The sequence below is a fragment of the Dyadobacter sp. genome (assembly GCF_017744695.1).
Lineage (GTDB): Bacteria > Bacteroidota > Bacteroidia > Cytophagales > Spirosomataceae > Dyadobacter.
The window spans coordinates 58,968-77,573 of record NZ_JAGIAS010000013.1 but is presented as its reverse complement, the minus strand read 5'-3'; the positions used below and the strand labels follow the sequence as shown (position 1 = coordinate 77,573).

The window sequence follows — 18,606 nt, the reverse complement described above, 5'->3', positions numbered from 1 at the left end:
GTGATGAGTGAATCCTACTGAGGATATTCGCAGAGTGTCCAATAGCTGTTCAGCGTCGATACAGCCGCAATAAACCGGTCCATCGACAACGGTTTGAGAATATACCCGGCAACGTTCAGGTTAAATGCTTCGATCTTGTCGCTGTCTTCATTGGAAGTGGTCATTACGAAAACAGACAGCGAGCTCAGCGACGGGTCTTGCCTGATCTCTTTCAGAAACTCGATACCGCCCATTTTGGGCATGTTAAGGTCCAGCAATACGATTTTGGGTCTGGGATATTCCAAAGTTTCGGAGCGGAGCAACGCCAATGCTTCAATGCCGTTGGATGCGACAACGAGCTGGTTGGATATATTGTTCTTCTTGAATGCCCGCTTGACATTCATCACATCAACTTCGTCATCTTCTACGAGGAGTATGGTCATCGGGACAGGAGTGGTAAAGGACATTTTTTTTAATTGAATAGTAGTTAAAATGGGTTATCCGACATGGTTAGATGTCTTTTGCTTCGTTTTTGGGCCAGGTAAAAAGGAATGTTGTTCCTTCCCTCATGGCTGTTTCGATCCTTATTTTGCTGTGCTTTTCGTCCAGAATTTTCTTTACAATCGCGAGGCCGACACCGGTACTTTCCACCTCGTCGCGGGCTTGCAGGGTCTGGAAAATTACGAATATCCGCTCGTGGAACTCGGGGCTGATACCCGGGCCGTTATCGCCTACATAAAACTCGAACTGGTTGCCGAGGTCTTTCCAGCCGATGGTGATATGGATTTCCGCTTTATCGTTGTATTTGATCCCGTTTGAAATCAGGTTCTGGAGGATTTGCGTCAATGCAATTTTCTCCGCCTCGATCTCCGTACCCGGGTCGCCTTCGATATGGAATGAAAGTGGTTTTTTGGTACTGAATGATTCACAGAGCTCGTCTACCAGGCTTCTTATCTGGAACTTCTCCTTCACGGTTTTGATCCGTCCCGCGCGTGAATAGGACAAGATACCGTTGATCAGGTTCTCCATCCGGTGCACGCGCCCGCGCAGGAGCCTGAACTGATCTTTGGTTTCGCCTTCGAGCATATCGGCAATATCCTCTTCGATCCATTCCGAAAGGTTGTTGATCGCCCGTAGCGGCGCTTTCAGGTCGTGGCTCACGACGTAGGCAAACTGGTCGAGCTCCGCATTGATACGTTCCAGGTCGTGGGTATAGGATTTTAGCTTCGTTTCGGCCGTTACGCGCGCGGTTACGTCCGAGAGTGTGCCGGTGAAGCCGATGTGCCCGCCATTGGCATAATAGGGGCTTAGTGAAACGCCCAGCCATTTTTCCTGCCCGTCGGCCGTGAAAATGCGCAGGGTTTCTTCCTTTCCCTGGGTTTCATTTTTGAGTATTTCAATCAACTTTTCCCTGGATTCAAGCGGAGCGAGAAAGCCTGCAAAAGGCTGGCCCAGGCTAGCCGCCACGGGGAAGCCTGTGATGCTTTCCCAAGCCTGGTTGAGATAGGTGAAATTGCCTTCATGGTCCAGCTGCACCAGCACCTCCGAAATGCTGCCCACGACTTCTTCCAGCCGTTTGCTGGTGAGGGCGGCTTCTTCCGTTTTTTCCTGTGCAATGCGGCTCAGCTCGCGATTGGCTTTGAAAAGCTCACCCGAGCTTTGTTCCAATATCAGTTCCATCCGCGTCAGATCGTCCTGGTATTCGGTATAGGCCTGATTTACGGCCATCAGAAAGTCTTGAATATCGGGGTGTTCGGCAAGATCAGGAGGGAGTGATTTCCTGATTTGTCGTTTCAAGAGCCGGTGATAATTGGTTTCGGTTAGTTCAAGCGTTTGCATCGGTTATTCGCGGAAAGTGGTAATGGTCATGGTTTGGTTGTGTAGCTCGCACAACGAATCCCGGTTGAATGGCGCCAGTTCACCATAGGAGTAAAACCCTGTCATAACCGGGCCTTCCAGCACTTCGGAGACGGATTCTACCTCTTCTTCCACCATTTGTTTCAATACCAGTTTACGGCCGACGCAGCTGACCAGAATTGCAAATTCGGCATGGCTATCCAGGCCCCGCGCGGCTTCCTGGGCGGCCTCTTCGGCACCGTTGATCAGCCGGTCGTTGTTGGCTTTCATTAATCTCACAAACGAGCCCTCCGGAATGTCTCCCGCGAATGTCAGGCTCTTTTCGTCTTCATTGATCCCCAGGATCGTGCGTACCACCGGTGCGCGGTCCTCATTGTCGCGCATACTCAGCGGAAACAGCAGCCCCGACGCCGGTAGCTCCTTTGCCTTATCACCCAGGAATGATTTATAGAGATCGAGGGCCGGCTCGCCGTCGATTTCGTAAAGAATATTGTCCTTGGATCGCGTTACGCGCCTGTCGAGCCCGAAGCTGTCCCAGCCGCCGCGCGAACCGTATCCGATCGAAAGTTTTTCACCATAAAAGCCGATCGCTGCCACACTTTCCGTTGCGATTTTTCCATCGGGTTCGATAATTATCGTACGGGCAAAATGCGAGCCGTCGCCAGCCAATCCGCCGGTGATCGTAGCGCCGTCTGTCAATCCCTCCGTCATGCCCGTCACCAGGTCGGTACCATTGACTTTCAAACCGTCGGAAACCACAAAAACGTGTTTCAGCCCTTCGGCGGGAAGTTGGGAAACGAGCTGTTTCCCGGCTTCCGAACTGTCGAAATCGATATCATCAAGGCTGATTTTGGAACTTTTGATAGCAACTGCCTCGAAAGCTATGCCTGTAACAATGATACTATGATCCCTTACCGACTCATTGGCGATTTCCCCGGCAGTAGAGCATCCGGAAAACACGGCGCCGGGATATTGCGACGCGAGCTGATACGAAATGCCCGTAGTTTCAAGCAGTTCCCGGTCACCGAAAATAAACAGCAACTGCGGGGAAAACGAGAACGGGATCTCAGCCGGGCTATCTGAATAGACAAATTGTTCAATTTGCATAGATACAGGTGGTTGCGGGGGTTTAATTCGAACATCAATTTACATAAAACTTTTGAGAACGAACTATTTTTACGCTTGACACTGTATTACCGTGATAAATCGGTTTTTGCTACGAAATAGATGGAAATGAAATCCCTTTGATTTTACGGAATAGTTCTACTGCGTAGAGGTCGGTCATGCCCGATACGAAATCGAGGACAGTCTGTATGCGGGAATAGGGGTCTGTTTTCGTAGTGATAAATTGCTTTGGGATCAGATCGACCAGTTTCCGGGTATAATGTGAGTTATTATTGAGATAAGCGGGTACAAATTCTTCGAGCAACCCGCCCATTACTTTATAACCTGCCACTTCGATCTGCACTACCGATGAGTAATTGTAGATTTTTTGCACCGAGATCCGGGCAATTTCCTTCATTGCCGAGCGGTGTGGTTCGGGAATGCGGTCGATCAGGCTCGCATTGAAATCGCCGTTCAGGATCGTTTCCTGCTCATTGACAAACAATTCGGAGCAGGCATTGATCAGCGTGCTGATCGATTTGGCCCTTAGCAGGCCTATTTTGGCATCGTCATCCTCGATATCCGCCAGGCGTGCCGGCATCCGGGGATCGTTGCACAATGCAAGCAGTAACGCCTCCACTTCCTGATAAGAAAGAATTTTAAGCCGGTGGGCATCTTCGAGGTCGATGATATTGTAACAAATATCGTCCGCAGCTTCCACCAGATACACCAGCGGATGCCTTTTGTATATCACCGGCGACTCCGAAACCTGCGACAGGCCAAGCTCCGCGGCGATTTTCTGAAAACCAGCCTGCTCGGATTGAAAGAAGCCGTATTTTTTGGTGTAAATATGGGCTTTTTTGTGCCCGGCGAGCGCTTCGCAGGGATATTTGGCAATGGCGGCCAAAGTGGAGTAGGTCAATGCGAAGCTGCCGTAACCCTTACCTGCATACGGGTGTGTGAGAATGCGGATTGCATTGGCGTTCCCTTCGAAATGCGTCAGGTCGGCCCATTGCGCTTCGCTCACTTCGCTTTGGTATTTCAAACCATCGCCATCCGTGAAGTAGTGCGAAATAGCGGCCTCGCCGGAATGCCCGAATGCGGGATTGCCCAGATCGTGTGCCAGACAGGCGGCCGACACGATATTGCCGATCTCGCTGATTAGCGGCAGATCGTCGTCGATCTGGTGATTTTCGGTTTTCAGGTGATTGTAAAACATCCGTCCGAGCGACTTGCCTACACTCGCCACTTCGAGGCTATGCGTGAGCCGGTTATGGACGAAAATACTTCCGGGAAGAGGGAATACCTGCGTTTTGTTCTGCAAACGGCGGAAGGGCGAGGAAAAGATCAGCCGGTCGTAATCGCGTTGAAACTCCGAGCGGGCCTCGGTTGGATCGGAATTGTATTTGTCTTCGCTGCCCCAGCGTTTTGCCGACAGCAATTGTTCCCACTTCATCATATTGGATCTCGAATAAACGGCAAAACTAATGGCTTTCGGTGAAAATGTGCAGCGAAAGTCCGGCAATGCGGATTTCAGGTAGAAACCGGCGCTGAGCGGACTTTTAACAAAGTCATCAGAAGGGATTTATTTCAAACCGGAACAATATGAAAAAGCTAGTTGGGTGTTTGCTTTTGGCGCTTATCACGAACCTTTTGACCGGCACACAGGCGTCGGCCCAGAAGAATGAAGAGCTTGCCCGCGAAATGCGTGAGGCCGTCACCACTTTCCTGAAAGTTCTCACGCCCGAGCAACGCGAGGAAACCGAACTCCCTTATGCAGATCTGGCCCGTTTCGACTGGAATTTTACGCCGCGCGCCCGCAAAGGCATTACTTTCAAAGCCCTGACACCCGCTCAGCGCAAAGTAGCGATGGCGATGGTGCGCACGGTGCTCAGCCAGGAGGGGTACAGTAAAGCCGAGCAAATCATCGACCTTGAAAACGTACTGCGGGTAGTCGAATCGCGGCCTGCCAACGATACTTACCGCGATCCCGAAAACTATGCATTCCTCGTATTCGGTACGCCGGGTAATGATCCCTGGGGCTGGCGGATGGAGGGGCACCATTTGTCGCTGCATTTTTCGTCGATCGACAACCAGGTTACCTATACACCGAGCTTTTTCGGAAGTAACCCGGGGCAGGTAATGGCCGACGTACCGCAAAAAGGCAAGCGGATTCTGAAAGCCGAGCAGGATATGGCATTCGACCTCCTCCACAGCCTCGACGCCTCCCAACTCGACAAAGCAAACCTTGGCGCCAAAGCTCCCAACGAAATCTTCACATCCAACGCAAGAAAAGCCTCGCTCGCTAAGATGGAAGGCATTGCCATGGGAGAATTGAATGCAGCGCAGAAGGCGGCATTCAAAAAACTGATTATGGCTTATCTGCAACGGTACCACGTCACCCTCAAAAACCAGCAGTGGGCGGAACTTGAAAAGAACGGTCTCGACAAAATCCACTTCGCATGGCTCGGTGATCAGCAACCTGAAATCGGTACAGGCCACGGCCACTACTACCGCATCCACGGTCCCACTTTCCTCATCGAATTTGATAATACGCAGAATGGGGGGAACCATATTCACTCCGTGGTGCGGGACCTGACGAGCGATTTCGGAGAGGATTTGTTGCAGGCGCATTATGAAGCAGGGCATAAGAAGTAAATTTGTGCATGACTCCAACACCACACCGCTACTTCATTATTAACAAGCCGATCAATATGGTTTCGCAGTTCGTCAGCTCGCATGATGTGCGGTTGCTGGGTGCGCTGGATTTTGAGTTTCCTGAAGGGACGCACGCCGTGGGGCGGCTCGATAGCCTTTCCGAGGGGTTATTGATTCTTACTACCAATAAAAAAGTAACCAATCTGCTCTTTCTGGGCGAAGTACCGCATAAACGCAAATATTGGGTGAATGTGGGCCACGTAGTGCCTCCCGAAACGGTGGAGTTGCTGCGCACGGGCATCCCCATTCGCATCAAGGGGGGCGGTTATTACACCACAGCACCCTGCGAGGTGGAAATCATTGACCGGCCTTCCATTTTGAGCAAACATAAAAATGAAACCCAGCCCGACGTTCCCAATACCTGGCTGAGCATTACGCTCACGGAAGGTAAATACCACCAGGTACGAAAGATGGTACGGGAGGCCAATCACCGTTGCCGGCGACTTATCCGTGCGAGTATCGAGGATTTGGAACTGGGCGACTTGCCGCCGGGTGGAGTGAGGGAGATAGAGGAAGAGGAATTCTTCAGATTGCTGAAAATAGAAAACTGGAAGTCAGCGATTTCGTCCGACGATTTTCTGTTGGAGCCGTCCATCGAAAATCCGGCATACTAGCAGCGGGTAGCATTAGTTTTAATCCACATTCACATTAAACTGATCGCGTCATGAACCTCATTGGAAACATTATCTGGCTTATTTTCGGCGGATTTGTCGTTTTTCTCGAATATATGGCCGCCGGGCTCGCACTCTGCCTTACTATTGTCGGCATTCCTTTCGGTATCCAGTGTTTCAAGATTGGTATTATGACGCTCTTCCCATTTGGCCAGCATGTGCGGGAGGTGCCGGGCGATTCTGGTTGTTTATCGACCATTTTCAACATCATCTGGATTTTCCTCGGCGGGATCTGGATCGCGCTGACGCATTTGATTTTCGGCATTTTACTGGCGATCACGATCATCGGCTTGCCATTTGCAAAACAGCATTTCAAGCTCATGAGTCTATCTTTTGCACCTTTTGGTAAGGAAATATATTCATGAAAGCCGTTGTCGTCACCGAACCCGGAGCACCGGAAGTACTACAAATCCGGGATCGTGAAAGACCCCGTCCAGCCGCTTCCGAAGTGCTGATTAAGGTATACGCGGCAGGCGTGAACCGCCCCGATGTGTTCCAGCGAAAGGGGAACTATCCACCCCCGCCTGATGCCCCGCAGGATATTCCCGGATTGGAAGTGGCGGGTATTGTCGAAGAAATTGGCGCAGATGTGACACTGTGGAAGCCTGGCGATCGCGTATGTGCGCTGCTCGCAGGCGGAGGTTATGCGGAATACGCACTCGCGCAAGCGGCACATTGCCTGCGCGTGCCCGCGAGCTTTGACGGGGGCGGCAACCGCTTTGCTGAGGCAGCCTCTCTGCCCGAAACGGTGTTCACCGTTTGGCATAATGTGTTTCAACGAGGGCGGTTGCAGGCAGGTGAGCATTTTCTGGTACATGGCGGTAGCAGCGGCATAGGCATTACTGCCATTCAGCTGGCCAAAGCATTCGGTGCGAAAGTGTTTACGACGGCAGGCTCGGATGATAAATGTGCGGCCTGCAATGCATTGGGCGCGGATATCAGTATTAATTATAAAACTTCCGATTTTGAAGAAGTACTGAAAAGCCTGGGAACGGATGTGATCCTCGACATGGTTGGCGGGGATTACATACCCAAAAACCTGCGGCTACTGCGCGAAGAGGGGCGACTGGTTTTTATCAATACCATGAAAGGCAGTAAAGTGAAGGGCAGCGACGAGGTAGATTTCGGGTTGATTATGCGGAAACGATTGACAGTCACCGGCAGTACGTTACGCAACCGGGACCATGCTTTTAAAGCAGCGTTAACTTCTGATATTCAAAAACATGTATGGCCGGTTTTGGAAAAAGGACTCTTCAGGCCGGTGATCGCGTGCACATTTCCGTTGGCGGAAGCGGCCAAAGCACATGCATTAATGGAAACCAGCGATCATATCGGCAAGATTATTCTGTTGAATGAATGGTTGTAAGCCGGTCGTTGAGGATTTTTGAAATCTGGTCGGCTTGCGCATAAACCATCAAATGCCCGCCGCCTTCGATGATAATATCCGGTTTTACGATGAGGATTGGGATGAGTTTGTCGGCCGTCCCGTGAATATGAAAAAGGTTTTCGATGCGTTCTTTCCGGTCCCAGCCGCTCATGCGGGTCAGCGCCCATTTCAGGAACTTGCTGTCGGTGTCGTGCAGGATTTGTTTCAGCAGCTTTTTTAGTTCAGGGGTATCTGCTCCGAAATAATGGTAAGTCACCCGGTTGGCTGATTTTAGCAGCGGCGCCGACAACGGCGACATCAGTAAAAACTTGATCATAACCTGGTAAAACTTCGAAAGCGGAACGCCGGTTGACATACTCGAAATGAGCGTAACCTGCTGCGGGCAGGCGATATCCGCAATTTCCGAAGCTATTACCCCGCCGAAGGAAAGCCCCACCAATTGAAAAGGCTGAGAAGTGTCGATTTGCTTGCTCAAACGGGCGGCATAATGCTGCAATGACTCTTTTTTCAAAGGCCTCACCCATTTAATATACTTTACATTCAACCTCGGGTCGAGTTTGAGTTTGGTGAATACGCGCTCGTCGGCGCCTAGTCCACTGATAAAATAGACGTTCATTTTCTTCGCGGCGGCTGTTGCCGTAGAAAAGTCTGTTGCAGCGCTATTTGTAGCGCCGATGGCCTCCGGGCCGGAAAATGAAAGTAGTGCCAATAGAAGACAGGAGTTACGTATATTCGAAAACATGATGGAGTGCTTTCACTTAAATATACGAACTCCTGCAAAAATAGTGCCGCTATTGGGCAAAACTGAACCGCACGCCGCCCATTATCCAGCGACCAGGCATTACGGAGCCCAGGATGTCGCTGTATTGTTTGTCAAAGGCATTGTCGGCCTGGACAAATATGCCCAGCTGGCGTTTCAGGAAAGCGTATTCGACTTTGACGTTGAGTATAAAGTAATTTTTTGAAATAGCCGCTTCGATCGCCGATGCTTCACGCTCCGCCCGTTTTTTGTACAATCCATTTACACTGAGCGAAAAACCGTCGATCTGATAAATGCCTGAGAAATTGGCGAGGAATTTGGCATGCGATGAAAGGTAGAATGACTGAATCTGGCTTTTGTTGTCGCTATTGAGCCAGGTGAGGCCTGCATTGAGGAGCAATTTCTGATGCTCGGAAATAGTGTTCGCCGATTGGATATCGAGCTCGAAACCGGTGGTGTTTACCTCGGCGATGTTCAAAGCAAGGCCGAATGTACCCGTGGGCGAAAGGTTATCCTTGCGCGGCATTTGTGCGTATGGGGTAGTCACATAATCGATCAGGTCTTTTTGGCGGCGCTGGAAAAATGTGCCGGAAACTTTGAGCTGTGCCGCCGGACTGCTGGTGAGGAACCAATCTGCCCCTGCCTCGTAGCTGAAAGAACGTTCAGCTTTCAGGTCGGGATTGCCGACGCTGCCACCTGTGACGAGTTTTTTCGCGTAGTTATTGAAGCGTTCCGTAAAATCGGCGTCGCGGATTGTCTTGCCGGCACTCGCGCGCAGCTGCCAGCCGGCTTTTTTGTAGGATAAATTGATTTGAGGGGAAACCTCCGTACCAATGCTTTCGCGCCAGTCCATGCGCACGGAAGGTGTTACTGTAAAATCTTCTCCAATATTCTGCACCACCGATACAAACGGCGCAAGCTGGTTCAGTGTATGATTGCCGCGATCATTGGATTTGATGTTACGCTGCTGGAAATTGACGCCCGCGATCAGATTGGTGCTGGAAGTAAGCCCTTGCTGCAAAGTAGCGAGCCCTTGCCATAACTTCGATTTGCTGCTGTTGGCAATAGAATGCGGGTTAAAAAGGTAGGTGTCTTGTACGGATTTAAAGCCTCCATCCACTGAAAAAGCTGTTTTGTTCTTCTGATAACCCAATCTCACCTGGTTCCACGACATTTTGACTTTCTCGCTCGCCGTGTCGGATTTCAAAACGGTGTAAAAGTTTTGGGCTGCAAAGTCGCGGTGGTCGTAAGAACTACGGACGGCCAGGTTCCAGTTTGGTGAAATGGCATAACTCAGCGACAGCGAAGCGGTATTGTTGTGAAAATAGCCCTTAATACCGCGCTGCTGTACCCCGGATGCATTGTTGGAAAGAAACCCACCCGAAATGGCCAGTTTGTTGCGCTGCACAAATGCGCCCACATTGGCATTGAACAACCCGTATTCTCCGGCACTGACACCACCGTTTACCTGCGTTTTTTGTACCGAATTATCTTCCGCGTTGTTCAGTCGTGCCGCAAATGTTTTGGAAATCACATGAATAACCCCGCCCACGGCATCGGAGCCATATAATGCCGACGAAGCGCCTTTTAAAACTTCGATCCGCTCGATTTCGGCAGGGGATATTGGAATGTAGCTATTAAAATGTCCTGTATTGGGATCGTTGAGACGAATACCGTCGAGGATCACGAGCACTTGCTGGAAGGTACCGCCGCGCAACACAATGTCGCTCTGCGAACCTTGCGGACCCCGCGCCTGTATTTCGACACCCGGCATGTAGCGGAGCAGGTCGTCGATGCTGTGTACGGGCAGCTGTTGAAAATATTCGCCTTTGATGACGGCTATATTACGGCCAGTCTGCGATGCACGCTTTTCAACGAGGGAAGAGGTAACCGTTACCGGGTCAAGCGATATTTCCTGTGCCAGGGCCAGGGTTGAGATGAGGGGCAGTAAGAGGGTGGTTATATAATGGTGCTTCATAGGTTGTTTGTATCGATTGGTGTTTTTGACCGCCGACGGCTGACCGCCGACCGCCGATTGTCTGAATCCGACCATGGACCATAGACCATGGACGATGGCTTGTGCTAGTTTTACTTTAAGAAATCTTCAATCATGATCCATGGTCTATGGTCCATGGTCGGCCGCAGGCCTCTGGTCGGCTGTCGGCTGTCGGCTGTCGGCTGTCATTTTTCAACACAAAACTATTATCTTGCCGGCCCGTTTATATGCTCCGGTTTAAATCTAATGAGTAGTCCGGTTGAAATACCATTCAAAAATGTGATCCTGCTGGACCGTGCGTCCGGGACACCTGTATATCTGCAAATTGCGCACCAGATGATCAACGCCATTCAGCGTGGCGTGCTCGTTACGGGTGTACAACTCCCTGGCACACGAGCACTTGCGGAAATGCTTGAGGTGCACCGCAAAACCGTCGTAGCCGCCTACAACGAACTCGACGCGCAAGGGTGGATCGAAACGCTGCCTAACCGCGGGACGTTCGTGACCCGGAAAAGTCCGGTGGTGAAGGGTAGGGCATTGTCGGCGAACGTGAGTGATTTGAAGCAGTATCCGCAGCAAACCGGTTTTGCTTTTGAAGAAAGTATGTTGCTCGACCGGCCAGTTTCGCTCTCCCGCGTGGACCTGGAATTTACCGACGGCCTCCCGGATGTGCGTCTCGCGCCTATGGACAAGCTCGCGAAAGCCTATTCCAGTGTTTTAAGAAGAAACAACAACCGGAAATACCTGACCTATTCGCACGTGGAGGGTAACATCTGGTTCCGCGAGCGGCTGGCGACTTATCTGAACAATACCCGCGGCCTGCACATAGGTTCGGAGAATATTATTACAACACGCGGTATTCAGATGGGCATTTACCTCGCGTCGACCTTGTTGCTGAAAAAGGGTGACAATGTGGTGGTGGGAGACCTAAGCTACTATGTTGCGAATATGATCTTTCAGCAGGCCGGCGCTAATATTCTTTCCGTTCCTGTGGACAACCAGGGGATTTCCGTGGAAGCCGTGCGGCAGCTGTGCGAACGGACGCCGATCCGGATGCTGTACATCACGCCACACCACCATTATCCCACGACCGTCACGCTCAGTGCCGAGCGGCGCGTGGAGTTGCTGAATTTGTCGGTCAAATACGGTTTTATCATCCTCGAAGACGACCATGACTACGATTTTCACTATAACAGCAGTCCGGTACTCCCCCTGGCGAGCGCTGACGGGGCCGGGATGGTCGTTTATGTGGGCTCGTTCTGCAAGGCATTGGCGCCGGGGTTGCGGTCCGGCTATGTGGTCGCGCCGCAGAACCTGATCAGGGAATTGGGGAAAATGCGGCGGATTATCGACAGGCAGGGGGATCTGATGATGGAACAGGCACTAGCGGAACTGCTCGATGAGGGCGAAATTCAGCGTCATATCAAAAAAGCCCAGAAGGTTTACCATCAGCGTCGCGATTTGTTTACCGAACTGTTGGAAAGTGATTTCAAACCTTACCTGACGTTCAAAGCCCCGCCGGGTGGCTTGGCGATCTGGACGGAATGGCGGCGCGACATTAACCTCATGCGTGTGAGCAAAGAATGCCTGCGCGAAAACCTGCATTTGCCGCAAACGCTGCTTTTTCAGACCGGACGTCTCAGTGCCATGCGACTCGGGTTTGGCAGCCTGGATGAGAAGGAGTTGGGCGAAGCTACTTCTATTCTAAAAGCGGCGCTGGAAAAAAACAGCTAATACAATCGCGGTTGGAATGCTGATTTATTCAATTAATTTGGGATAAATTCCTATTTCGTGCATTTCAACCTGACTTCCGCATGAACAAACGTACTTTCATTAAACTTTCATCCGCATTAATGACGGCTCCTTTACTTTCCCCGCTGAGCGGGTGGGCCAATGGCGACAAGCTTCGCAACTGGGCAGGCAACCTTGAATACAGCACCGAAAAGCTCGATTTAGGCAAAAATTTGCAGCAGGTGCAAGCGCTTGTCCAAAAATACCCCAAGCTGAAAGTCCTCGGTACACGGCATTGCTTCAACGACATTGCGGATACGAAAGACCAGTTTATTACGGTTGTCGGCGCGGAAGAGCATATTGATTTGAATACCAAAAATAAAACCGTCACTGTCAACGGCGGGTTGAAATACGGCCAACTGGCGCCTTACCTGCACCAAAAGGGTTTTGCATTGCATAACCTGGCCTCGCTCCCGCACATTTCCGTCGCGGGTGCCTGTGCGACGGCCACGCATGGGTCGGGCGAAAAGAATGGAAACCTCGCGACCTCCGTGGCAGCGATGGAAATCGTGACTGCGGACGGCGAGGTAGTGAAGTTGAGCAGGGAGAAGGATGGGGAGAAATTCAATGCGGCGGTGGTGCATTTGGGGGCGTTGGGGGTGGTGACGAAAGTGACATTGGATGTACAGCCGACGTTTATGATGGGTCAATATGTGTATGAAAACCTGCCATTGAGCCAACTCAAAACGCACTTCGATGAAATTGAGTCGAGCGGATACAGTGTGAGTTTGTTTACAAACTGGGCGACGGATGATATCACGGAGGTGTGGGTTAAATTTAAAACCAACAGTGCCAAACCTTTAAAAGCGTTACCCGACAAGGAATTTTTCGGAGCGAAACTGGCTACCAAAAACCTGCACCCGATCCCGGAGCTTTCGGCCGAGAATTGTACCGAGCAAATGGGCGTGCCGGGGCCGTGGTACGAGCGTATGCCGCATTTCAAAATGGGTTTTACGCCCAGCAGCGGCAAGGAATTGCAAACCGAATATTTTGTACCCCGCAAGAATGCCGTGGATGCGATCCTGGCCATTTCCAAAATGGGCAGCCAAATCAGCCCGCATTTGTTTACATCGGAAGTAAGGACTATTGCAGCCGATAACCTTTGGCTAAGCCCATGTTACAAACAGGACTCGGTGGCGATCCACTTCACCTGGAAGCAGGACTGGCCGTCAGTGAGCAAGTTACTGCCAGTGATCGAGAAGGAACTGGCGCCGTTCAATCCTCGGCCGCATTGGGGTAAGCTGTTTACCGTTTCGCCCGGTTTGCTGGAAAAGCGGTACGAGAAACTGCCGGAGTTCAGGGAGCTGGCCGCGCAAATGGACCCGAAAGGAAAATTCCGCAATGCGTTTTTAAGTTTGAATGTTTTTAAAGCATGAATGGCGCGAAGCTTCTGCTTCGTGCCTACTATTCGCAGGCCTCTGGCCGGCCAGGTGAGCGACTTCGCGCAAATCGCTTTTCCGACCGGCCAGAGGCCTGCGAATTATGTAGATGAAGCCGGAGCTTCATTCCATCCCGACGGAATTAAATAGCTATTTCGAGCGTTTACTTTAACGTGACTCATCTTCCATAAGTAAACAAATACTTCTGATGGCTACCAAAACGAAGGCACTACCACCGGTAAGCGTGGACCTCACCGCCGACAAGATTACGGAGTTATACATGCATTACTGCCTGGAAAATCACAAGAAGCCGGAATCGGTTTACCTGTTTTCCAAAGAGCACGGTTTTGCGGAAAAGGATTTTTACAAGTTCTTCACTTCGATCGATTCGCTTGAAAGGCGGGTGTTTGTAAGTTTTCATGACCTGGCCGTAAACCTGATCAACCAGAGCGGGGAGATTGACGGGGTCGGTTTCCGGGATAAATTGTTGGCTTACTACTTTACGCTTGTTGAAATTCTGACTGCCAACCGCAGCTATGTAGTTTTTGCATTGAAAGAAGAAAAGAACAAGCTGAACGGTATCCTGAAGCTGAAAGAGTTTCGTGGCAGTTTTAAGGAATACATCCACGAAATCAGCGACGGTTACCTGAAAGCGAAAAGTGACCGCATTCGCAAGGCACAGCAGGATGCGCTGGAAGAAGGCGCGTGGATCCAACTGCTGCTCACATTGAAATTCTGGATTGACGATGAATCCGTAGGTTTTGAGAAAACAGACCTGTTCATCGAAAAGTCGATCCGGGCTACATTCGACCTGATCGATACGACTCCACTTGAGAGCGTGATCGACTTCGGGAAGTTTCTGATTAAAGAAAAATTGAAGTAGGAATGGAGACAATTGATAGCATACCTACTTCCAAAATACGACGTGCCACCCGGCTCATTTCAACAGGGGTCAAGATTGGGGGGAATTATCTGAAGTATTACGGCGAAAAGATCACCAGCCCGGAAACGGCACGGGACAACCTCAACAACAACAATGCGGAGGATATTTATGATAGCCTTAAAAGTTTGAAAGGTAGTGCATTGAAGCTCGCTCAGATGTTGAGCATGGAGAAAAACTTCCTGCCACAAGCTTATGTCGAGAAGTTCTCGCTCTCGCAATTTTCGGTACCGCCGCTTTCGGCGCCATTGGTAGTGAGGACATTCCGTAAATATTTTGGAAAGTCACCGTTGGAATTGTTTGATACATTCAACCCCAATGCAATCAATGCAGCGAGCATTGGTCAGGTGCATAAGGCCGTGCATGAAGGGAGGGAGCTGGCGGTGAAAATCCAGTATCCCGGTGTGGCGGAAAGTATTTCGTCGGATCTGGCGCTGGTGAGGCCAATTGCGATGAAGATGTTCAATATTCAGGCGAAGGATTCGGATAAGTATTTCAAGGAGGTCGAAACGAAGCTGACCGAGGAAACCAATTACATTCTTGAAATAGCCAATAGTACTGAAATTGCCGAGGCTTGCGAGCATATCCCTAATCTGCGCTTCCCGAAGTATTATCCCGAATTTTCGAGCGAGCGCGTGATCACGATGGATTGGATGGACGGCCAGCATTGGTCGGAGTTTTGCAAGACAAATCCCGACCAGGACACGGCTAACAAGATCGGGCAGGCATTGTGGGATTTTTATATGTTCCAGGTGCATCAGCTCCGCAAAGTCCATGCGGACCCGCATCCGGGTAATTTCCTGATTGATGAAAACGACAACCTGATCGCTATTGATTTTGGGTGTATCAAGGAAATTCCCGTGGATTTCTACATTCCGTATTTCGAGCTCGCCGAGCCTGAGAACCTCAATAGTCCGGCGATTTTCCACGCCAAGCTGGTCGAGTTGGAAATCCTGACAGCAAAGGACACCGAGGCGGAAACCATCTATTTTTCCAATCTTTTCAGAGAAATACTCGCATTGCTCACACAGCCGTTTCAGGCCGAGACATTCGATTTTTCAGATGAAGCGTTTTTCCTGAAACTTGCTGCACTGGGGGAGAAATATGCCAATGACAAGGAGCTGCGGAAAATGAATATGAACCGGGGCTCCAAACATTTTATTTATATCAACCGCACATTCTTCGGGCTGTTCAGCCTGTTGCATGACCTCAAAGCGGTGGTGGATACCCAACAATTTGTAAGCTGACACCAATTATAACCGGTCGTGGAATTTTCACGGCTGGTTTTCCTCTTCCGGTGCGTCGGCCGCCGGACCACCGGGCGCCGGATCGCCGGCCGCACTTTTTTTCAGATTCACGAAACGGAACAGATTGTTGTTAGCCTGCTCGGGCGTTTGGTCGCCAAGCAGGATTCCCCATGGTTCAAGTCCGGGTACCCGGTCAAAAATGACTTTCATCATCGCAATCACGGGAATTGAAAGGAACATGCCTGATAATCCTGCAAGCGCGCCGCCTACGAGCACGCCCACGATAGATACCAGCGCATTGATCCGCACTTTAGAGCCGACAATGAATGGTACCAGGAAATTGTTGTCGATCACCTGCACAGCGATGAATACGCCGACCACCCCCAATAGCACATCGATTTCGGGATGGCTGATGAACGTCACCATCACTGCAAGGGCGGTTGCGACGAGCCCGCCGATGTAGGGGACCAAATTGAGAATCGCAGCCATTACACCGAGCAAAATTGCATATTGTACATTCAGAATCAGTAGTCCTGCCGAGTTGAGGACTGCCACGGCCGTTGTTTCCAGCAAGAGGCCCACCATATAACTCTGGATAATCGACTTGATCTGTCCCAGTATTTCCAGTACACGCTGTTTTTGCTCTTCTGCAAACAGTACTACTGTAAAATGGATCAGCATTGCGCGGTAGTAAAGCAATAAGAAGGTGTAAATAGGAATGAGGATCAGCGTGCCGAGCGGACCTGTCACTACACCGAGCGTTTCCGGCCCCTGGAATGTTTCGAGCGTCTTGCTTTGGGCATTTTTTAAATATTCGGCTTGCTGGCGGTAGCTCAGACTGTACTCGCGGCGAATCCACCGGCGCGCATCGCGGTAAAAGAGGTCGATATTCCTTTTGAGCTTTGGCCATTCGTCGGAGAAATCGGCCAGCTGCATGGAAATGAGTACTGTAACCGCCGAAACGAGCAGGATCGCAATGGTCAGTGCCAGTGTGATGGAAAGCAATTTTGGAATCCCGATGCGGATAAACAGCCGCTCCAGCGGCCGGAGGAGCACGGCCAGCAACCCGGCCAGTGCCAGCGGCACGATAATATCCTGCCCAAGATAAATCGCGAGCATAATGATCCCGATCGCGAGGAGGGTTAGGGAAAGTTTCTGATAAAAGGGTTGATGGGTAGGGGTGTTCACGTTGCGTTTGATGCTATTGACACGCTTAAATTAATCCTTTCCCCAGACAAACGCTCCGGGATTCCTCGGGAAATTCTCCGAAATGGGGAATATCGTCATACCCTAGCTTTCGGTATAATGCAATCGCGTCCGGCTGGCCTTTACCGGTTTCGAGGATCATGGTTCCGTAGCCCAGTTCTTTCCCCCATCTTTCAAGCTCGTCGACCATGATGGAGGCGATGCCTTTCCCGCGGAATTCTGGTTTGACAAACATTCGTTTAAGTTCAATGCGGTGCGCGTCGAATTGCTTGAAGCAGCCGCAGGCGATGGCCGTGTCATTTTCATAGGCCAATATAACCGTCGGCAGGCCGGTAATGCGGTTGTATTCTTCGTAATCTTCCTTATTGGTGTTGTAAATGCGGCAAAGCTCGTCGTCGAGGTCGCTGGTGAGATTCTGGAAATCGGGACTGTCGCTGGTGGTGCGGATGTATTCGGGCATTGGTTGGTGATTTTCGCGAAGGTACATTTTGCCCCCGAGAAGCAGACGAGGGGTTATCTTGCAACGACAATCCTCGATATTTTAGTTTCACCGTTGCTTTTAACTATTTCGACGATGTAAATACCCGCTACAAAATCAGTTAGGTCAATCCGGTCGGTTCGTCTGTCGGTTGAACGATAGATTTGCCTTCCCTGTGTGTCTCTGATTACTATGCCCTGTATTTTATTCCAATCATCGACTTTGACGTTTAGAAAGTCTTTCGCAGGATTTGGGAAGACAAATTGAGGCTGAAACTCGAATCTCAAATTACATATGGTACTGTAAGTGGCTGACCCATCTAAATCAATCATGTGAAGGCGGTAGAGGTTTTGGCCGTTCTGCGGATTGGCGTCGGTGAATGAATAGTCTGTCCGGATCTTTGAAGTACCTTTTGCCGGAACATTGGCAAGCGTTTGCCAATGTTTACCATTTTCACTGCGCTGCACATCGAAATGGCTTGCATTCATTTCTTCTGTTGTTGTCCAGGTCAGAATTGCCAGTCCTTCCTCCTTCCTGGCGCGAAATTCTTTCAATGTTACCGGGAAATTTACCTGTACAGGAATTGCGGCCAAGGCGTTGTCATTTGTTGTATAGTTGCCATCTGTTTGGGGGCCTTGTGATCCCAGGGTAGCTGTTATTATTCCTGTGCCGATTCCGTTACCTTCGACCTGAATTAGAAAAGAAGTACAGGAGGTGTTAGGCAAGACGGTGTTTGCCAGGAGACGAACAGAGTGATTTCCAGGATCATTACTGGAACTTTGTACAGTGAAGCCGATGAGGGGCGAGCCATCTGTGTTTGTTATGCCTTTTAGCATAAGATTATCCGGGAAGCTGATTTGCGGCCTTGGTTTGTCACTTGGAGCAGTAGTGCTTGCGGTGTGACAATTGCATATTTTGACTTCCAGCGTACCTTTTGTCTTGTCCAGAATGAATGCCTGCTGCGGGTTGAGGTTTATGTCGAGGTCTTGTGTGAAGCCGTAATGCACACAGAGCACCATAAGCAAAGCCTGTACAATAACTTTCATTTGATAAATATGATAAGGTTTTACAGATAGCGCCACCTTGTAGGTGG

The 18,606-nt window shown here is 50.4% G+C and carries 17 protein-coding genes; 8 read left to right on the top strand and 9 right to left on the bottom strand.

Annotated features, from left to right (window positions below):
* Positions 1-14 precede the first annotated feature (14 nt).
* The 4 genes from J7619_RS31800 to J7619_RS31785 all read right to left on the bottom strand — a co-directional run bounded on the left by J7619_RS31800 (position 15) and on the right by J7619_RS31785 (position 4,399).
* Positions 15-446: a response regulator gene (locus J7619_RS31800; protein WP_291208837.1), complete on the bottom strand. Its 432-nt coding sequence runs from the start codon at positions 444-446 to the stop codon at positions 15-17.
* A 43-nt stretch (positions 447-489) separates the two neighbouring features.
* The gene (locus J7619_RS31795) at positions 490-1,818 is read right to left on the bottom strand and encodes an ATP-binding protein (RefSeq protein ID WP_291208834.1); all 1,329 of its coding nucleotides are present in this window, start codon (positions 1,816-1,818) and stop codon (positions 490-492) included.
* A 3-nt stretch (positions 1,819-1,821) separates the two neighbouring features.
* Positions 1,822-2,943 (bottom strand): FIST signal transduction protein, encoded by a 1,122-nt coding sequence (locus J7619_RS31790; protein WP_291208831.1) that lies wholly within the window; start codon positions 2,941-2,943, stop codon positions 1,822-1,824.
* Positions 2,944-3,052: 109 nt separating this feature from the next.
* Positions 3,053-4,399 carry a deoxyguanosinetriphosphate triphosphohydrolase gene (locus J7619_RS31785; protein WP_291208829.1) on the bottom strand — a complete coding sequence of 449 codons (1,347 nt, stop codon included), beginning with the start codon at positions 4,397-4,399 and terminating at the stop codon, positions 3,053-3,055.
* Positions 4,400-4,545: 146 nt separating this feature from the next.
* Here J7619_RS31785 and J7619_RS31780 point away from each other — a divergent pair, with 146 nt between their 5' ends.
* From J7619_RS31780 to J7619_RS31765, 4 genes are read left to right on the top strand one after another with little or no spacing between them, the layout of a single operon-like run.
* Positions 4,546-5,598 (top strand): DUF3500 domain-containing protein, encoded by a 1,053-nt coding sequence (locus J7619_RS31780; RefSeq protein ID WP_291208826.1) that lies wholly within the window; start codon positions 4,546-4,548, stop codon positions 5,596-5,598.
* A gap of 8 nt (positions 5,599-5,606) precedes the next feature.
* A complete protein-coding gene (locus tag J7619_RS31775; protein WP_291208824.1) occupies positions 5,607-6,272 on the top strand; it encodes a pseudouridine synthase in 666 nt (221 codons plus the stop codon).
* Positions 6,273-6,322: 50 nt separating this feature from the next.
* On the top strand, positions 6,323-6,694 hold the full coding sequence (locus J7619_RS31770) for a YccF domain-containing protein (protein WP_291208821.1): 372 nt from the start codon (positions 6,323-6,325) through the stop codon (positions 6,692-6,694).
* Positions 6,691-7,695 (top strand): NAD(P)H-quinone oxidoreductase, encoded by a 1,005-nt coding sequence (locus tag J7619_RS31765; RefSeq protein ID WP_291208818.1) that lies wholly within the window; start codon positions 6,691-6,693, stop codon positions 7,693-7,695. Before J7619_RS31770 ends, J7619_RS31765 begins: the two co-directional genes overlap by 4 nt.
* Here the strand turns inward: J7619_RS31765 and J7619_RS31760 are convergent.
* Positions 7,670-8,425, bottom strand: coding sequence for an alpha/beta fold hydrolase (locus J7619_RS31760; RefSeq protein WP_291208815.1), 756 nt, complete (start codon positions 8,423-8,425; stop codon positions 7,670-7,672). The genes J7619_RS31765 and J7619_RS31760 overlap by 26 nt on opposite strands.
* 82 nt (positions 8,426-8,507) lie before the next feature.
* On the bottom strand, positions 8,508-10,454 hold the full coding sequence (locus J7619_RS31755) for a TonB-dependent siderophore receptor (RefSeq protein WP_291208812.1): 1,947 nt from the start codon (positions 10,452-10,454) through the stop codon (positions 8,508-8,510).
* A gap of 264 nt (positions 10,455-10,718) precedes the next feature.
* On the opposite strand from J7619_RS31755, the gene J7619_RS31750 reads away from it, so the two are divergent.
* The 4 genes from J7619_RS31750 (at position 10,719) to J7619_RS31735 (ending at position 15,829) form a co-directional block, all read left to right on the top strand.
* Positions 10,719-12,206, top strand: coding sequence for a PLP-dependent aminotransferase family protein (locus tag J7619_RS31750; RefSeq protein WP_291208809.1), 1,488 nt, complete (start codon positions 10,719-10,721; stop codon positions 12,204-12,206).
* An 80-nt stretch (positions 12,207-12,286) separates the two neighbouring features.
* Positions 12,287-13,639 (top strand): D-arabinono-1,4-lactone oxidase, encoded by a 1,353-nt coding sequence (locus J7619_RS31745; protein ID WP_291208805.1) that lies wholly within the window; start codon positions 12,287-12,289, stop codon positions 13,637-13,639.
* A 211-nt stretch (positions 13,640-13,850) separates the two neighbouring features.
* Positions 13,851-14,525: a TetR family transcriptional regulator C-terminal domain-containing protein gene (locus J7619_RS31740; protein WP_291208802.1), complete on the top strand. Its 675-nt coding sequence runs from the start codon at positions 13,851-13,853 to the stop codon at positions 14,523-14,525.
* Between the two features lie 2 nt (positions 14,526-14,527).
* Positions 14,528-15,829 carry an AarF/ABC1/UbiB kinase family protein gene (locus J7619_RS31735; protein WP_291208799.1) on the top strand — a complete coding sequence of 434 codons (1,302 nt, stop codon included), beginning with the start codon at positions 14,528-14,530 and terminating at the stop codon, positions 15,827-15,829.
* A 27-nt stretch (positions 15,830-15,856) separates the two neighbouring features.
* On the opposite strand, the gene J7619_RS31730 is transcribed toward J7619_RS31735, so the two are convergent.
* The 3 genes from J7619_RS31730 to J7619_RS31720 are packed head-to-tail and all read right to left on the bottom strand — an operon-like array spanning position 15,857 to position 18,559.
* The gene (locus J7619_RS31730) at positions 15,857-17,017 is read right to left on the bottom strand and encodes an AI-2E family transporter (RefSeq protein WP_291208797.1); all 1,161 of its coding nucleotides are present in this window, start codon (positions 17,015-17,017) and stop codon (positions 15,857-15,859) included.
* A gap of 25 nt (positions 17,018-17,042) precedes the next feature.
* Entirely contained in the window at positions 17,043-17,495 is a 453-nt protein-coding gene (locus J7619_RS31725; RefSeq protein WP_291208795.1) for a GNAT family N-acetyltransferase, read from the bottom strand.
* 53 nt (positions 17,496-17,548) lie between these two features.
* Entirely contained in the window at positions 17,549-18,559 is a 1,011-nt protein-coding gene (locus J7619_RS31720; RefSeq protein WP_291208792.1) for a T9SS type A sorting domain-containing protein, read from the bottom strand.
* Between the last annotated feature and the right edge of the window lie 47 nt (positions 18,560-18,606).

What these genes read in the sequence shown, in the direction of transcription:
- J7619_RS31750 (WP_291208809.1), top strand. Translation starts at nt 10,719, where the DNA reads ATGAGTAGTCCGGTTGAAATACCATTCAAAAATGTGATCCTGCTGGAC.
- J7619_RS31795 (WP_291208834.1), bottom strand. Translation starts at nt 1,818, where the DNA reads ATGCAAACGCTTGAACTAACCGAAACCAATTATCACCGGCTCTTGAAA.
- J7619_RS31780 (WP_291208826.1), top strand. Translation starts at nt 4,546, where the DNA reads ATGAAAAAGCTAGTTGGGTGTTTGCTTTTGGCGCTTATCACGAACCTT.
- J7619_RS31770 (WP_291208821.1), top strand. Translation starts at nt 6,323, where the DNA reads ATGAACCTCATTGGAAACATTATCTGGCTTATTTTCGGCGGATTTGTC.
- J7619_RS31720 (WP_291208792.1), bottom strand. Translation starts at nt 18,559, where the DNA reads ATGAAAGTTATTGTACAGGCTTTGCTTATGGTGCTCTGTGTGCATTAC.
- J7619_RS31790 (WP_291208831.1), bottom strand. Translation starts at nt 2,943, where the DNA reads ATGCAAATTGAACAATTTGTCTATTCAGATAGCCCGGCTGAGATCCCG.
- J7619_RS31800 (WP_291208837.1), bottom strand. Translation starts at nt 446, where the DNA reads ATGTCCTTTACCACTCCTGTCCCGATGACCATACTCCTCGTAGAAGAT.
- J7619_RS31735 (WP_291208799.1), top strand. Translation starts at nt 14,528, where the DNA reads ATGGAGACAATTGATAGCATACCTACTTCCAAAATACGACGTGCCACC.
- J7619_RS31725 (WP_291208795.1), bottom strand. Translation starts at nt 17,495, where the DNA reads ATGCCCGAATACATCCGCACCACCAGCGACAGTCCCGATTTCCAGAAT.
- J7619_RS31745 (WP_291208805.1), top strand. Translation starts at nt 12,287, where the DNA reads ATGAACAAACGTACTTTCATTAAACTTTCATCCGCATTAATGACGGCT.
- J7619_RS31755 (WP_291208812.1), bottom strand. Translation starts at nt 10,454, where the DNA reads ATGAAGCACCATTATATAACCACCCTCTTACTGCCCCTCATCTCAACC.
- J7619_RS31765 (WP_291208818.1), top strand. Translation starts at nt 6,691, where the DNA reads ATGAAAGCCGTTGTCGTCACCGAACCCGGAGCACCGGAAGTACTACAA.
- J7619_RS31785 (WP_291208829.1), bottom strand. Translation starts at nt 4,399, where the DNA reads ATGATGAAGTGGGAACAATTGCTGTCGGCAAAACGCTGGGGCAGCGAA.
- J7619_RS31740 (WP_291208802.1), top strand. Translation starts at nt 13,851, where the DNA reads ATGGCTACCAAAACGAAGGCACTACCACCGGTAAGCGTGGACCTCACC.
- J7619_RS31775 (WP_291208824.1), top strand. Translation starts at nt 5,607, where the DNA reads ATGACTCCAACACCACACCGCTACTTCATTATTAACAAGCCGATCAAT.